General features: G+C 45.6%; 15 protein-coding genes. 6 read left to right on the plus strand and 9 right to left on the minus strand.

Annotation, left to right across the window (positions count from 1 at the left end; genetic code table 11):
* Positions 1 to 40: 40 nt before the first annotated feature.
* The 6 genes from rtbE to yxzL form a co-directional block, all read right to left on the minus strand.
* Positions 41 to 484, minus strand: a complete 444-nt coding sequence (rtbE, locus tag BSU_39290) for an antitoxin factor of the RttD-RttE toxin-antitoxin system (RefSeq protein NP_391808.1) — start codon at positions 482 to 484, stop codon at positions 41 to 43.
* Entirely contained in the window at positions 481 to 2,190 is a 1,710-nt protein-coding gene (rtbD, locus tag BSU_39300) for a ribonuclease toxin of the RtbD-RtbE toxin-antitoxin system (protein NP_391809.2), read from the minus strand. Before rtbD ends, rtbE begins: the two co-directional genes overlap by 4 nt.
* A 19-nt stretch (positions 2,191 to 2,209) precedes the next feature.
* Positions 2,210 to 2,479 carry a hypothetical protein gene (yxiC, locus tag BSU_39310; RefSeq protein ID NP_391810.1) on the minus strand — a complete coding sequence of 90 codons (270 nt, stop codon included), beginning with the start codon at positions 2,477 to 2,479 and terminating at the stop codon, positions 2,210 to 2,212.
* 11 nt (positions 2,480 to 2,490) lie between these two features.
* On the minus strand, positions 2,491 to 2,856 hold the full coding sequence (gene yxiB / locus BSU_39320; RefSeq protein ID NP_391811.1) for a hypothetical protein: 366 nt from the start codon (positions 2,854 to 2,856) through the stop codon (positions 2,491 to 2,493).
* Positions 2,857 to 3,162: 306 nt separating this feature from the next.
* A complete protein-coding gene (gene abnB / locus BSU_39330; RefSeq protein NP_391812.2) occupies positions 3,163 to 4,572 on the minus strand; it encodes an arabinan endo-1,5-alpha-L-arabinosidase ([Ca(2+)-dependent] in 1,410 nt (469 codons plus the stop codon).
* 133 nt (positions 4,573 to 4,705) lie between these two features.
* Positions 4,706 to 4,870: a hypothetical protein gene (gene yxzL, locus BSU_39339; RefSeq protein ID YP_003097797.1), complete on the minus strand. Its 165-nt coding sequence runs from the start codon at positions 4,868 to 4,870 to the stop codon at positions 4,706 to 4,708.
* Between the two features lie 318 nt (positions 4,871 to 5,188).
* Between yxzL and hutP the strand changes: the two genes are divergently transcribed.
* The 6 genes from hutP to hutM all read left to right on the plus strand — a co-directional run bounded on the left by hutP (position 5,189) and on the right by hutM (position 12,662).
* A complete protein-coding gene (gene hutP / locus BSU_39340; RefSeq protein NP_391813.2) occupies positions 5,189 to 5,635 on the plus strand; it encodes a transcriptional antiterminator in 447 nt (148 codons plus the stop codon).
* Positions 5,636 to 5,747: 112 nt separating this feature from the next.
* Positions 5,748 to 7,274, plus strand: a complete 1,527-nt coding sequence (gene hutH / locus BSU_39350) for a histidine ammonia-lyase (histidase) (RefSeq protein NP_391814.1) — start codon at positions 5,748 to 5,750, stop codon at positions 7,272 to 7,274.
* Positions 7,271 to 8,929 carry a urocanase gene (gene hutU / locus BSU_39360; RefSeq protein ID NP_391815.1) on the plus strand — a complete coding sequence of 553 codons (1,659 nt, stop codon included), beginning with the start codon at positions 7,271 to 7,273 and terminating at the stop codon, positions 8,927 to 8,929. Before hutH ends, hutU begins: the two co-directional genes overlap by 4 nt.
* A 12-nt stretch (positions 8,930 to 8,941) precedes the next feature.
* Positions 8,942 to 10,207, plus strand: coding sequence for an imidazolone-5-propionate hydrolase (gene hutI, locus BSU_39370; RefSeq protein NP_391816.1), 1,266 nt, complete (start codon positions 8,942 to 8,944; stop codon positions 10,205 to 10,207).
* Complete coding sequence (gene hutG, locus BSU_39380; RefSeq protein NP_391817.1) at positions 10,200 to 11,159, plus strand: formiminoglutamate hydrolase; 960 nt, start codon at positions 10,200 to 10,202, stop codon at positions 11,157 to 11,159. Before hutI ends, hutG begins: the two co-directional genes overlap by 8 nt.
* A 75-nt stretch (positions 11,160 to 11,234) precedes the next feature.
* A complete protein-coding gene (gene hutM / locus BSU_39390; RefSeq protein NP_391818.2) occupies positions 11,235 to 12,662 on the plus strand; it encodes a histidine degradation metabolites permease in 1,428 nt (475 codons plus the stop codon).
* Positions 12,663 to 12,705: 43 nt separating this feature from the next.
* Here hutM and pdp read toward each other — a convergent pair whose 3' ends face one another.
* The 3 genes from pdp to deoC all read right to left on the minus strand — a co-directional run bounded on the left by pdp (position 12,706) and on the right by deoC (position 15,970).
* Positions 12,706 to 14,007: a pyrimidine-nucleoside phosphorylase gene (gene pdp, locus BSU_39400; RefSeq protein ID NP_391819.2), complete on the minus strand. Its 1,302-nt coding sequence runs from the start codon at positions 14,005 to 14,007 to the stop codon at positions 12,706 to 12,708.
* Positions 14,008 to 14,036: 29 nt separating this feature from the next.
* Positions 14,037 to 15,218: a pyrimidine-nucleoside Na+(H+) cotransporter gene (gene nupC / locus BSU_39410; protein ID NP_391820.2), complete on the minus strand. Its 1,182-nt coding sequence runs from the start codon at positions 15,216 to 15,218 to the stop codon at positions 14,037 to 14,039.
* Positions 15,219 to 15,298: 80 nt separating this feature from the next.
* Positions 15,299 to 15,970 (minus strand): deoxyribose-phosphate aldolase, encoded by a 672-nt coding sequence (gene deoC / locus BSU_39420; RefSeq protein ID NP_391821.2) that lies wholly within the window; start codon positions 15,968 to 15,970, stop codon positions 15,299 to 15,301.
* Positions 15,971 to 16,065: the final 95 nt, after the last annotated feature.

Here is a 16,065-nt window from a genome sequence, read left to right on the forward strand (position 1 = left end):
CTTGCTCCTTTAAGGGAGAGGTAACGGGATAATGTTAAAATCATTCATCATCTAATAAATCAAGATAATACTGATCATTCTCTTCTATTTTTCTTAAGAACTCGGTAAGAGAAGTTGCAATTTGAATATCATAATAGTAAATCGGATTTTTATTATTATCATTTAATTCAATTGACATTAATGCCGATTCACTACCTTCAAAAAATATTAATTTATCATTCTCAAACTCATCATATATTTCTATGTCAGGATAAAATTCAAAGTCATTTATCCTCAATCGAAAGTCTCTTACAGAATATGGATCCAAAATGCGATTAGTATTAAACTCTGATCCTTTAATAAACCCATAGCCAACTTCTAAATAAAAATTCACTAATTCACTAGGTAATTTTAAGTTTAAATTTTTTTCAACCTCTTCAATCTCACTTTGATTCACTGGATAAAAATCATTTTCTTTGTTTGATTTTATAAAATTATAACTCATTTTTTTTTGCCTCCTTTAAATAATTCATTTGCTGGTGAGCCTGTACCATGAATCCCAGCTTGATGCTCGTTAGGAAATTTTGCTGGATGCATATTCCACCATTCATGTTCTCCGCCAAAAGTATTTTCAATTATATGGTGAGCATCATACTTATCCCCTTTTTTTCTAATAATTTTACCTGTTTTTTCAGATACAACATTTTCCTTATAAACAGGCCATTTTTGTCCAGTGTTTTCTTCCCATTCTTTTATAACTTTATTTTTTACTTTATCAAATTTAGTCCTGTGTTTTGCAGTCTCTATTGGTGACATTTTTTTATATTCTTTATTTCTTAATGCTTCCTTTAATTTATCTATTTGATTTTTAGGTAATTCTCTACCTGTGCGTTGTTCTATATCTCTAGCATACTTTTTTATTAAATCAGAATTAATTTTATTAGCAGATCCACTTACATCATTCGCAATTTTCCCTTTATCCTTAGCAACGTTTTTAACTTCCGAAGCCTTCTTAGCCTTTTTCCCATTATTAATAAGTTTATTAATATCTATTAACTTTTCTAACTTAGCTATTTTGGCAAATGGTACTGAGTTTATGGAGGCAACAACACGGTCTTTCCCTGTGACTTTTTCGCCTGATACCGGATCTCTGCCCGTGGCTGCTTTAAATAGATCATACACGCCGGTAAGTTCTACAGCCGTCTCTAAAATTTTCACATATCCATTCTCATCCACTTTAATGTCCGAAAGCGAGACGACAGGTTCAAGCTTCATGTCATTACCAGATATGTATACATTGTAAAGTGTATCATTATAAACGACTTGCTTAACCTCTGCATTTGAGAAATCAGTTTTTATATGTTCTCTATGTTCACTCGTATTATACACTTTACCATTGATAACGATGATATTTTTACTTACCTTTTTAGAATCACCCGTTTTGACAACTGAATCCACTTTAGACTTTTCATTCTCGGCTAATTTCTTCAGCATCATCTCCATCGGTGAATCATCCGCCTGCTTCATTTGCGGGTTAATCGCGCCGAAGATTTGGTTGATGTTTTCTTCTTCCTGTGATTTCAGGATGGAGCCGCTTTTGTAGCCTGTGATTTCAATTTTCGGGCCGGTGTACATGGTTTCGAGCTGATCAATGTATTTTTTCATCGTTTGAAAATCTGATTTTGCGGCTTCTAGTGCTTGGGTTTGCTGGCCGTCAAATTGAAAGAGCTTATTCAGGGTGTCTGAAATCAGCCGCTCAGCCTGTTCTGTTTCCATCCGAAAAAAGGAATCATTGACTGTCGGCAGGCTGACGATGTGATCTATGGCTGATGTCTGGCGATTGACTGCGTCAGTGAGCTGCTCTGTCACTTCTCGTGCATGCTTGACCCCATGTCTCGCATCGTGTGAGAGAAAAGCCTCTGCGATCATGCCGTGGGAGTTAGATTCTACAGAGGAAATCGCATGCTGTGTTTGTTTCAGCACTTTTTTGTATTCGTCGATAAATATGCCAAAGAAAAGGAGAAAAGGCTTGTGGCACTCCTCGTAAAAGGTCCGGATGGCATCTCCGCCTTTTCCTTTCAGCGCATCCTTCATGCCTGCCAGATGCTCAACGCTTTTTTCCAGCTTCTCCAGCTGTTGTTTTTGCTTGTCCAGTTTCTCAATCGTATGCTGAATGCCCTCGTGAAGAGCGTGGACATCTAATGTTTTCAATCCCTTGTCCTCCCGCGCTTTATTTCATGGAAGATGATATGTTTTCGTCCGTTTCCTTCATGGCGTTTACCGCGCTTTCCGTTTGTGCGATATGCTTGGCCAGAACAGACGCATATGCTTCAGTGAGCTCTTTGATGTCCTTATTTAATTGCTCGATGGACTTCACAACATTCAAATGGTTTCTGCCTGAGAGATGACCGGGCAATGAGGACTTGAGTTCAGCTGAATTCTTGAGCTGAGAAAGCCCTTGCTTCACTGTGTCATACACCATTTTAATTTCCTGTGCCATTTGTGCTCACCTCACTTTTTATGTTTTTCCTTCTCTATTTCATGCTCTATCCTCGTGATTTGGCGTCTTATAGAATACACATCGCCCTCTAATGAGTGGATTTTTCCTTCTATGCTTTCGATGATTCCGCTGACTTGATCGCTTTTGATTTGCTGATATGCTTTGTTCATTCCTTCACGAATATCTTCAAACCGCTCAGCATGTGTTCCTCTCCATGCCTCCCGGTTAAGATGAGGCCGGTGAATGAGATGCTGGGCCTCAGAGAAATCGTGTTTGATTTGCCTAATTTCGTGCAGCACTCGTTTTAATTGATGGATCTGTTCCTGCTTTTCATGTAAGTCGGCTTTTACCGAATGTAACAACATTTCACTATGCATGCCGCAACACCTCGTGTTTCTATCAAACTGTGTAAATTCTTTACAATACAGACTATTTTCATATTACATGATGGGTCATATTGGATAAATAGGTAAAAAGGATTGTCTTGAGAGGTATAGAACTGGTTCTAAATTGCTAAAAATACGATCTCATCACCCTATGAAAGGAGAAAACAATCATAGTAGGGACTTTTTATTTAAGCCTTTAATCTCTCCTCCAGTTCTAATTTTTCCTCCCACTTAACTGTTTCTTATAGTCAATAAAGCTCATAAAAAAACACCTTCCCTCGAAGGCGCTTCTCCATCTTATTTAGATCCCCATACAGCCTCACCGCTGGTATTCAGCACACTAAACGTCATGACGTTCTTCTCTCTCACCGAATCCCACTGGCGTAAAAATACCCCGTTATACTTCTTGCCTGCTAACGTGATGTCGGCGGTGTTTTTTCCGGTTTTCCTCCATGTTCCGGTCATTTCCCCGGAAATGGTGTGGTTTTTGTTGAGCTGGATGTTGATGGTTTGTTTGATGTCGGCTGAGATGTCTTTTCCGTGCTGGATAAGTTTGTATGTTCCTGTGATGTCTTTTTGTTTTACTTCTTTCAATGTTTCGCCCGCATAACGATATGGTGCTGCTACCGGCCAGCCGTCTTTGTTCATGAACAATTGGTGGACTCTGACTTCGTGTTCTTCACCCCTGCCCGGGAAGCGGGTGTGGAAGATTAAATAGGAACGCCCGGTTTTTTCATCATAGTATGCGGAGTTGTGGCCTGGTGAGACGTACCCGGTGCCTTTTTCATTTTCTGTTTCAAAAGTGTAGCTGCCCATGAGTTTGACGCCGTATGGTTCGATGGAACGGTCGTCGAAGAATGTGCCTCCCTTGCCGCGGACGTCGAGCATTGGATTGCCTTCTGCATCATAGTAAGGGCCGTCCGGTTTCTTGGAGCGGGCCACACGGATGTTGTAGCCGCCTGTTGCATCGAGACCGCCATATGATAGGTATAAGTAGTAGTATTGGGTGTCTGGATTGTAGAGAACATACGGGCCTTCGATTCTGCTGTGGTTGCCGCCGAGCAGTTTTTTCCCATATCCCTGTCCAGGAAGCGGGAAGCCCGTTTTCGGATTCATTTCAAGTATGAAAATGCCGCCTGAGTATGATCCGTACACCATCCACAGCTTGCCGTCTTTATCAAAGAAGGTATGCGGGTCGACGACATTCGGATGTTTGGTTGCATCATACGGTGTTCCATCGCTGCTTGTGCCTTCCATTCCTGATTTCAAAAAGATGCCTTTGTTTTTGTATGGGCCTTCGATGTTGTCAGCAACGGCAACACCCATGGCGGATCTTGGCGAATCGCCGCGGCAGGCGTTGTAGTACATGTAGTATTTGCCGTCCGCCAGCTGCGTGACGTCAGCCGCCCAAAGAGTATCGGATTGCGCCCATTCGAAGGTTTCTTTTAATTCTTCATAGACATTCGGGATAAGTGGGTTGTCATTGCTTACGCTGGTGGTCAGCTGCTGCCATTGCATGAGGTCATTCGATTTAGCTGAAGCGAGATGAGATCCAAAAACATAAAAAGTGCCGTTTGTTTCAATGATGGAAGGGTCATGGACGCTGACTTCTTTAAATATAGGTTTTTGTGCATAGACGGAGTTTGGGAGGGTGAAGGCCATGATAAGAGCTGCAAGAAAACATACACGGAACAATCGGTTGAACATCTAAACAATTCGCCTCTCTTTTTTATTAAATTTTAAACGCTTACATTTCTCTATGAAGATACCCCGGCCTATTAAAACAGCCGAATGTTTTCATATTCATCCAGATAGGTGATTTCTCACTTCACTTACATAGTCAGACTGATGTCTGTCTGTTTTGCGCAGAACTTGTTGCTTGCATATCCTCTCCTTCATAGTTCAACTCTTTTGCTGTTTCTCCTTCTTGCATCACGTCTGTTTTTCTTTCGCGTACATGTAATAACTGCTTTGTCAGGTTTTGCATCAACTGTGATACAGCCATTTCGTTGTCGGCGTTTTTTAAGATGATGCCTGATTGCCCGTCAACACCAGAGTCATTCGGCTGGCTCTTTATAAAACGCCTTGCGAAAAATACGACTTAGTAAACGCATATTGAGAGTTAGACAGCGGCGCTTGCCTCCTTGTCTGGATATCGTGTGCAATCGCTGAAAAAACCTGTTCTGCTTTCTGCGTCACGCTATTACAATAGCAATCTAACTTGTTAAAGACTATAAAAAAACCTTTTGACTTCTGCTGCTGAACCAATTAATATAATACTCAGTTAATAGTTATCAGAATTTTTAGGAATTGAGTGATTCATATGACACTGCATAAAGAGCGTCGGATCGGCCGGCTGTCTGTTCTCCTGCTGCTGAATGAGGCGGAAGAAAGTACGCAGGTTGAGGAGCTGGAGCGAGACGGATGGAAGGTCTGTCTTGGCAAGGTAGGATCAATGGACGCACATAAAGTAGTAGCCGCAATTGAAACCGCTTCCAAAAAGAGCGGTGTCATTCAATCTGAGGGTTATCGGGAGTCACATGCGCTTTATCATGCGACGATGGAGGCTTTGCATGGCGTGACCAGAGGTGAAATGCTGCTGGGATCGCTGCTTCGGACGGTGGGATTGAGGTTTGCCGTTTTGAGGGGAAATCCTTATGAAAGTGAAGCGGAAGGCGATTGGATCGCTGTCTCGCTTTACGGAACAATCGGGGCGCCGATTAAAGGTCTTGAGCATGAAACATTCGGCGTTGGAATTAATCACATATGAAACAGCCCATAGATCTTAGACGATAGGGGGCTATGCGTGAAAACAGAAGTTCACAGCATAGCTCCTTTTTGTATGGGCGCTTTACCAAAGTAAAGAAAAAGGAGTTGGGCTTATGGTGACTTTAGACGGTTCTTCATTGACAACAGCCGACGTCGCTCGTGTGCTGTTTGATTTTGAGGAGGCAGCGGCTTCTGAGGAAAGTATGGAGCGCGTGAAAAAAAGCAGAGCAGCAGTGGAACGGATTGTACGCGACGAAAAGACAATCTACGGCATCAACACCGGATTTGGCAAATTCAGCGATGTCCTGATTCAGAAAGAAGACTCGGCGGCGCTGCAGCTGAATTTAATCCTTTCTCATGCCTGCGGAGTCGGCGACCCTTTTCCTGAGTGTGTTTCCAGGGCAATGCTGCTTTTGCGCGCCAATGCGCTGTTAAAAGGCTTTTCCGGTGTACGCGCTGAGCTGATCGAGCAGTTGCTTGCTTTTTTAAATAAACGCGTCCATCCTGTCATCCCTCAGCAAGGATCACTTGGCGCAAGCGGAGATCTGGCGCCGCTTTCCCACTTGGCGCTTGCGCTGATCGGACAAGGAGAAGTCTTTTTTGAGGGGGAAAGAATGCCGGCAATGACAGGCTTGAAAAAAGCAGGTATTCAACCGGTAACGCTGACATCCAAGGAAGGGCTTGCCTTGATTAACGGGACTCAGGCCATGACTGCAATGGGGGTGGTCGCCTACATCGAAGCTGAGAAACTAGCCTATCAAACAGAACGAATTGCCAGCTTAACGATTGAGGGGTTGCAGGGAATTATCGATGCATTTGACGAGGATATTCACTTAGCCCGCGGCTATCAGGAGCAGATCGATGTCGCAGAACGAATTCGCTTTTATCTATCTGACAGCGGCCTGACAACCTCCCAGGGAGAACTGCGGGTACAGGATGCCTATTCATTGCGCTGTATTCCGCAAGTACACGGTGCGACTTGGCAGACACTAGGATATGTCAAAGAAAAATTAGAGATTGAAATGAACGCAGCTACAGACAATCCACTCATTTTCAATGACGGTGACAAAGTGATTTCCGGCGGAAACTTTCACGGACAGCCAATCGCCTTTGCCATGGATTTTCTGAAAATCGCAATATCAGAGCTTGCGAATATCGCAGAGCGTAGGATCGAACGACTTGTGAATCCGCAGCTGAATGACCTGCCGCCGTTCCTGAGCCCTCATCCCGGTCTGCAATCCGGTGCAATGATCATGCAGTACGCCGCGGCCTCACTCGTTTCTGAAAATAAAACACTGGCCCATCCTGCAAGTGTGGATTCCATTCCGTCATCCGCCAACCAAGAGGACCATGTCAGCATGGGAACCATCGCCGCTCGGCATGCTTATCAGGTGATCGCAAATACAAGGAGAGTCATTGCGATCGAAGCCATTTGCGCATTGCAGGCTGTTGAATACAGAGGCATAGAACATGCAGCGTCCTATACGAAACAGCTTTTTCAAGAAATGAGAAAAGTCGTGCCGTCCATTCAGCAGGACCGTGTTTTTTCCTATGACATTGAACGCTTGACTGACTGGCTGAAGAAAGAATCTTTAATACCTGATCATCAGAATAAAGAACTAAGGGGGATGAACATATGACTGATGTAAAAAAATCAATCCGTGCCAACAGAGGAACAGAGCTTGAATGCTTAGGATGGGAGCAAGAGGCAGTGCTTCGGATGCTTCGAAACAACCTTGATCCAGAAGTCGCCGAGAAGCCGGAGGACCTCATCGTATATGGCGGGATTGGCAAAGCCGCACGGGATTGGGACGCTTTTCACGCCATTGAGCATTCCTTGAAAACATTAAAAAATGATGAAACATTGCTCGTGCAATCCGGAAAGCCCGTTGGCATGTTCCGTACACACCCGCAGGCCCCTCGCGTGCTCCTAGCAAATTCTGTTCTTGTTCCGAAGTGGGCAGACTGGGAGCATTTCCACGAACTTGAGAAAAAAGGGTTAATGATGTACGGACAGATGACGGCTGGCAGCTGGATTTACATTGGCTCACAAGGCATATTGCAAGGAACCTATGAAACCTTCGCTGAGCTGGCGCGACAGCACTTCGGGGGCAGCTTAAAAGGAACGTTGACGCTGACAGCGGGTCTCGGCGGAATGGGAGGCGCCCAGCCGCTGTCAGTCACGATGAATGAAGGCGTCGTGATTGCCGTCGAGGTTGACGAGAAACGCATCGACAAGCGGATCGAAACAAAATACTGCGATCGAAAAACAGCATCGATTGAGGAAGCCTTAGCTTGGGCTGAAGAGGCAAAGCTGGCAGGAAAACCTTTGTCCATTGCACTTCTCGGAAACGCAGCTGAGGTGCATCACACACTTTTGAACCGAGGCGTCAAAATTGATATTGTGACAGATCAGACATCTGCCCATGACCCTTTAATCGGTTATGTTCCCGAGGGCTATTCCCTTGATGAAGCTGACCGTTTGCGTCAAGACACTCCAGAGCTTTACGTGCGCCTTGCGAAGCAAAGCATGAAAAAACATGTCGAAGCCATGCTGGCCTTTCAGCAAAAGGGCTCTATTGTATTTGACTACGGCAACAATATCCGGCAAGTCGCAAAGGATGAAGGGCTGGAGAATGCCTTCGATTTTCCGGGGTTTGTCCCTGCCTACATCCGCCCCTTATTCTGTGAAGGAAAAGGGCCGTTCCGCTGGGCGGCGCTTTCCGGAGATCCGGCAGATATTTACCGTACGGATGCGTTATTAAAAGAGCTGTTCCCGACAAATAAAGCCCTTCACCGCTGGATTGATATGGCACAGGAAAAAGTCACCTTCCAAGGCTTGCCGTCCCGTATCTGCTGGCTTGGATATGGAGAACGAAAAAAGATGGGCCTCGCCATTAACGAGCTGGTTAGAACCGGGGAGCTAAAAGCGCCTGTCGTTATTGGGAGAGATCATTTGGACTGCGGGTCTGTCGCCTCTCCAAACCGGGAAACAGAAGCGATGAAGGATGGAAGTGACGCTGTCGGTGATTGGGCTGTGCTAAATGCGCTTGTCAACACGGCGGCGGGTGCAAGCTGGGTTTCCTTCCACCATGGCGGCGGCGTCGGAATGGGCTATTCCCTTCATGCCGGCATGGTTGCAGTGGCCGATGGAAGTGAGCTGGCTGACGAGCGGCTCGCGCGGGTCTTAACGAGCGACCCAGGAATGGGCATTATCCGTCATGCGGATGCGGGTTATGAACGTGCCGTTGAAGTAGCGAAGGAACAGGACATTATCGTGCCGATGCAAAAATAAAGGAGTGATGACATGCCAAAGCAAATTGATACGATTCTCATCAACATCGGTCAGCTTTTGACGATGGAAAGCAGCGGTCCGCGGGCAGGCAAAAGCATGCAGGATCTTCATGTGATCGAAGACGCTGTTGTCGGCATCCATGAACAGAAAATTGTGTTCGCCGGACAAAAAGGGGCTGAAGCCGGTTACGAGGCAGACGAAATCATTGACTGTTCGGGACGCCTTGTAACGCCTGGCCTCGTTGATCCGCACACCCATCTTGTATTTGGCGGATCTCGTGAAAAGGAGATGAACCTTAAGCTTCAGGGCATTTCATATTTGGATATTCTGGCGCAGGGCGGCGGGATTCTGTCTACAGTCAAGGATACCAGGGCGGCTTCAGAAGAAGAGCTGCTGCAAAAAGCCCATTTTCATCTGCAAAGAATGCTGTCCTACGGCACAACCACAGCAGAAGTGAAAAGCGGCTACGGCTTGGAAAAAGAGACAGAGCTCAAACAGTTGCGTGTCGCAAAGAAACTGCATGAAAGCCAGCCTGTTGACCTTGTTTCCACATTTATGGGAGCCCATGCGATTCCTCCCGAATATCAAAACGATCCAGATGATTTTCTGGATCAAATGCTTTCCCTTTTGCCGGAAATCAAAGAGCAGGAGCTCGCCAGCTTTGCTGATATTTTTACAGAAACAGGCGTTTTTACAGTCAGCCAATCCCGCCGTTATTTACAAAAAGCAGCTGAGGCAGGCTTCGGATTAAAAATACACGCAGATGAAATCGATCCGCTTGGAGGTGCTGAATTAGCAGGTAAGCTAAAGGCCGTCTCAGCCGACCATTTGGTAGGTACATCGGACGAAGGCATAAAGAAATTGGCTGAGGCAGGAACGATCGCCGTCCTCTTGCCGGGCACGACATTTTATCTTGGCAAAAGCACATACGCCAGGGCAAGAGCTATGATTGATGAAGGTGTATGTGTCAGCTTGGCAACGGATTTTAATCCTGGCAGCTCGCCGACTGAAAATATCCAGCTGATTATGTCCATTGCCGCGCTTCATCTGAAAATGACTGCAGAAGAAATATGGCACGCGGTCACAGTCAATGCCGCATATGCCATAGGAAAAGGAGAAGAAGCCGGTCAGCTCAAAGCTGGCCGCTCAGCTGATCTTGTCATTTGGCAAGCCCCGAACTATATGTATATTCCGTATCACTACGGGGTCAATCATGTACATCAAGTCATGAAAAATGGAACAATTGTTGTCAACAGGGAGGGAGCCATTCTTGGATAAGTACCCTTTTCTCAGAGAGGCCGGATCTTCGTTTAAAGACCGGGATGTCACAAAAATGAGCGACCTGATCGCAACATGGGACGGCCAGGACATTAAGGGACCGGCGTTGATAGGTGTCCCCCTATCAAAATCCTCCATCAGTCATTCAGGCGCTTCCTTTGCACCCGGAACAATACGCCAGGCTCTGAAACATTCATCAGCCTATTCTGCTGAGCTTGGAGAGCACGTCGTATCAGAGCTTCTATATGACCTGGGGGATATCGATATTCATGTCACTGATATCGTAAAGTCACATCATCACATTTTCCAAACCATGCACGCTCTGCTTTCGGATCATCCGGATTGGGTGCCGCTCATACTTGGGGGAGATAACTCTATCAGCTACTCCACAATAAAAGCGATAGCACAAACAAAAGGAACGACAGCGGTGATTCAATTTGATGCCCATCACGATGTTCGCAATACGGAGGACGGGGGGCCGACAAACGGCACCCCCTTCCGCCGCCTTTTGGATGAAGAGATCATTGAAGGTCAACATTTGATCCAGCTGGGTATCAGAGAATTCAGCAACAGCCAGGCCTATGAAGCATATGCAAAAAAACATAACGTGAACATTCACACGATGGACATGATCCGGGAAAAAGGACTAATCCCAACGATAAAAGAGATTTTGCCTGTTGTTCAAGATAAAACAGATTTCATTTTTATATCTGTTGACATGGATGTCTTAGACCAGTCCCATGCACCCGGCTGTCCAGCGATTGGCCCGGGCGGCCTCTATACAGACGAATTGCTTGAAGCAGTCAAGTACATCGCACAACAGCCCAATGTTGCCGGGATTGAAATTGTTGAAGTCGACCCTACCCTCGATTTTCGAGATATGACAAGCAGAGCTGCAGCTCATGTTCTGTTACACGCATTAAAAGGAATGAAACTCTCCCCATTCAAGTGATCTTCTGGCAGGTTGTATTTTGGGTATAAGAAACTCATCTGCCTAAGGAATGGCAGCTAAAAGGAGGGCGAGACAGTGAATCTTCAGGAGAACAGCAGCCAACAGCTAAAACGCACAATGAAAAGCAGGCACCTATTTATGATCTCATTGGGAGGCGTCATAGGCACAGGACTTTTCCTCAGTACGGGCTATACGCTACATCAAGCCGGACCCGGCGGTACGATACTCGCTTATGTAATCGGCGGGTTGATGATGTACCTCGTCATGCAATGTCTCGGCGAATTGTCGGTTGCCATGCCGGTGACCGGCTCTTTTCAAAAATATGCTACAACATTTATCGGTCCATCTACCGGTTTTATGGTCGGCATCATGTACTGGATCAATTGGGTGGTGACGGTAGGCTCTGAGTTTACCGCATCCGGTATTCTCATGCAGCGCTGGTTCCCTGACAGCAGTGTATGGATGTGGAGTGCGATTTTTGCAGCCCTTCTTTTTATATGCAACGCATTTTCAGTTAAGTTATTTGCGGAAACTGAATTTTGGTTTTCCAGCGTAAAGATTGTCACCATTATTTTATTTATCATTTTAGGAGGAGCCGCCATGTTTGGCCTGATCTCTTTAAACGGAACGGCGGATGCTCCTATGTTGTCAAACTTCACAGATCATGGCGGGTTGTTTCCAAATGGCTTTCTCGCCGTTTTTATCGCGATGATATCTGTGAGCTTCGCCTTTTCCGGTACAGAGTTAATCGGCGTTACAGCAGGAGAATCAGCAAATCCTCAAAAGGATATACCGCGATCCATCCGTAATGTCGCATGGAGAACCGTGATTTTTTTCATTGGCGCTGTCTTCATATTATCCGGGTTGATTTCATGGAAGGACGCAGGCGTGATTGAAAGCCCGTTTGTCGCCGTATTTGCGGAGATCGGAATTCCTTACGCTGCTGATATTATGAATTTCGTAATATTAACAGCCTTGCTGTCTGTCGCCAACTCAGGCTTATATGCTTCGACCCGTATGATGTGGTCTTTAGCAAATGAAAACATGATCAGCTCCCGTTTTAAGAAAGTGACATCTAAAGGCATTCCTTTAAATGCCTTAATGATCAGTATGGCTGTATCTTGTTTATCTCTCGTTTCCAGTATCGTGGCCCCTGGAACTGTCTATGTGGTGATGGTCGCAATTGCTGGATTTGCAGGAGTCGTGGTCTGGATGAGCATTGCCTTGTCCCAACTCTTGTTTCGAAAGAGATTTTTGAAAAAAGGGGGGGATGTAAAAGATCTGACATTTCGCACGCCGCTTTATCCTCTTATGCCTATAGCCGCTCTCTTATTATGTTCTGCTTCTTGTATCGGTCTTGCTTTTGATCCCAATCAAAGAATCGCACTTTTCTGCGGAGTTCCTTGTATCATCCTTTGCTATCTCATCTACCATTTCAAAAGAAATGTTACAAAAGCGAAAAAAATCAGCCAAGAGGAATATCCAGCCGATCACATCCTATAATTAAAAAAGCACACCCCGCTCAGCATGGGATGTGCTTTATTTTTTATTCTGTAATTAACGTATGAATCAGCTTCGGCGCCTTCGCTTCCGCGGCGATGCGGATGTTGTCATAGACTTTTGCGATGACTTCATCGACGTTTTCTCGGTTAGCGTAAAGCGTTACGAGCGGTTCCCCTTTTTCTACTTTGTCGCCGACCTTTTTGCGGAGCATGATGCCGACGGCTAAATCGATTTCGTCTTCTTTTGTGGCGCGGCCGGCACCTAACAGCATCGCCGCGACGCCGATTTCGTCCGCGACGATTTCAGAGACGACACCCGCTTCTTTGGCAGGCACATCAATTTGATATGCGGCTTGCGGAAGCTTAGACGGATCGTCAACAATTGAGCTGTCGCCGCCTTGGTTTTTCAGGAAATCCTTGAATTTCTCAAGTGCTTTGCCGTTTTTCATGACTTCTTCCAGCTTCGCTCTCGCTTCGTCCAATGTATCGGCTTTTTTCGCAAGCACAACCATCTGGCTGCCGAGCGTTAAGACAAGCTCATGAAGATCCTCAGGCCCCTCGCCTTTGAGCGTGTCGATCGCTTCTTTGACTTCAAGCGCATTTCCGATCGCAAAGCCGAGTGGCTGGGACATGTCTGAAATGACAGCCATTGTTTGACGGCCGACGTTATTTCCGATGCGTACCATCGCTTTGGCAAGTTCAGCTGCGTCTTCTTCTGTTTTCATGAAGGCGCCCGCTCCCGTTTTTACGTCAAGCACGATGGCGTCCGCCCCGGCAGCGATTTTTTTGCTCATAATCGAGCTTGCAATGAGCGGAATGGAATTGACCGTTCCCGTTACATCACGAAGCGCGTACAGTTTTTTATCAGCCGGCGTTAAATTGCCGCTTTGGCCGATGACCGCAACCTTGTCGCGGTTCACAAGTTTAATAAATTCATCCTTCGTCAGTTCCACGTGGAAGCCCATGATTGCCTCTAACTTATCAATCGTGCCGCCCGTATGGCCGAGGCCGCGGCCGGACATCTTAGCAACCGGCACATCAAGAGCCGCAACAAGCGGAGCGAGAACGAGCGTTGTCGTGTCGCCGACGCCGCCGGTAGAGTGTTTATCCACTTTAATTCCTTCAATGGCAGAAAGATCAATCGTTTCACCGGAGTTCACCATAGCCATCGTCAAGTCCGCGCGTTCACGGTCACTCATATCCTGGAAGAAAATCGCCATAGCAAGCGCGCTTGCCTGATAATCAGGAATGCTTCCATCTGTATAGCCGTTCACAAAAAATTGAATTTCTTCAGTGGTGAGTTCTTTTCCGTTTTGTTTTTTGATGATGATATCTACCATTCTCATGTTTGGTCACCGATCCTTTTCGATTAAGTTCAGTAAATCAAGCCCACAATTGCTGCTGATAAAAAGCTGACAAGCGTAGCACCGTATAATAATTTCAAGCCGAAACGAGCGACGACATTTCCTTGCTTTTCATTCAGTCCTTTTACGGCACCGGCAATGATTCCGATTGAGGAGAAGTTCGCAAATGACACAAGGAATACCGATACGATCGCTGTTGTACGGCCGCTGAAATGGAAACCGTTTTGCGTAAGCGACGTCATGGCGACAAATTCATTCGATACCATTTTTGTTGCCATAATGCTTCCCGCATTAACAGCTTCATTCCATGGGATACCGACAAGAAAAGCGAATGGAGCAAACACATATCCAAGAATGCCTTGGAACGAAATACCGAATACTGCATTAAAAATGCCATTGATCAATGCAATAATCGCGACAAATCCAATCAGCATCGCAGCGACGACAACCGCTACTTTGAAACCGTCAAGAATGTATTCTCCGAGCACTTCGAAGAAGGATTGTTTTTCTTCTTCCTCAACACGAAGCATATCCTCTTCTTTTGCAACCTCGTACGGATTGATAATAGAAGCGATAATGAAACCGCCAAATAAGTTCAAAACAAGCGCTGTTACAACATATTCCGGTTTCAGCATTGTCATATACGCACCGACAATCGACATTGATACAGTTGACATCGCAGATGCGCAAAGCGTGTACAAGCGCTGCTGATTTAAAAGACCGAGTTCTTTCTTCAAGGAGATAAATACTTCTGACTGCCCTAAAATCGCAGAAGCCACTGCGTTATACGATTCCAATCTTCCCATACCGTTTACCTTGCTGAGGGCAAGGCCGATATATCTAATGATAAACGGGAGGACTTTCCACTTTTGCAGAATCCCGATCAGAGCGGAAATAAACACGATTGGCAAGAGAACATTCATAAAGAATGTCGTTTGGTCCGCATTCACCAAGCCGCCAAACACAAAGTTAATTCCCTCTGCCGCGTATTCAAGCAGGTAACCGAATCCTTTTGCAAATCCTCCCACGAGGAAATTCCCTATTCCGGTATTGAGGAGAATGTAGCCAAGAATAAATTGCAAAATGAGCATAACAACAATTGGGCGGATCTTAATTCTTTTTTTGCCGCTGCTCGCGATCCACGCGAGGCCTAAAAACACGATTAAACCGATAATCCCAATCAAATACTTCATATGTGTTTCTCCTTTATTTGTATTCGCTTACAATTACTGTTTCCTCAGAAAACGGAAAGCAGTCTGCCTTCCGTCAGCTCTTAATAGTTGTCTCCGCCTGATGCATTTTCTCCTTTTACGATAGAAACGCCTGCGCTGGCGCCAATTCGGCTTGCTCCGGCCTCTACCATTGTGTCTACATCTTCTTTCGTTCTGACGCCGCCAGATGCTTTCACGCCGATATCAGGCCCTACTGTTTTGCGCATTAAGGCGATATCTTCCTTCGTTGCGCCGCCTGTAGAAAAGCCTGTTGATGTTTTTACGAAATCCGCTCCCGCAGACACCGCTAAACGGCATGCACGTTCTTTTTCTTCATCAGTCAGAAGGCACGTTTCGATAATGACTTTGACAAGCGCTTTTCCGGCTACAGCTTCCACTACACCGCGGATATCAGCTTCCACCACATCGTCTTCCTTGTCTTTTAAAGCGGCAATATTAATGACCATATCCACTTCAGTGGCGCCTTTTGAAATGGCGTCTTTTGTTTCGAACGCTTTTGTTTCAGTTGTATTGGCACCGAGCGGGAAGCCGATGACCGTACAAACGTCGACTCCAGTTCCCTTAAGCTCTTTTGCAGCAAGCTCCACCCATGTCGGATTGACACATACTGAAGCAAATTTGTATGTTTTCGCTTCTTCAATTAGTTTTAGAATGTCCGCTTTTTGTGTATGCGGTTTCAAAGCTGTATGATCAATTATGTTGGCTAATGACATCCTTCGCACACTTCCTTTTTTGTTAAGATATTTTTTAGCATAACCGACTTTTGAACATATGTAAATTGGTAATTGAAATTTTGTTCAATGAAAGG

This window comes from Bacillus subtilis subsp. subtilis str. 168, assembly GCF_000009045.1.
Lineage (GTDB): Bacteria > Bacillota > Bacilli > Bacillales > Bacillaceae > Bacillus > Bacillus subtilis.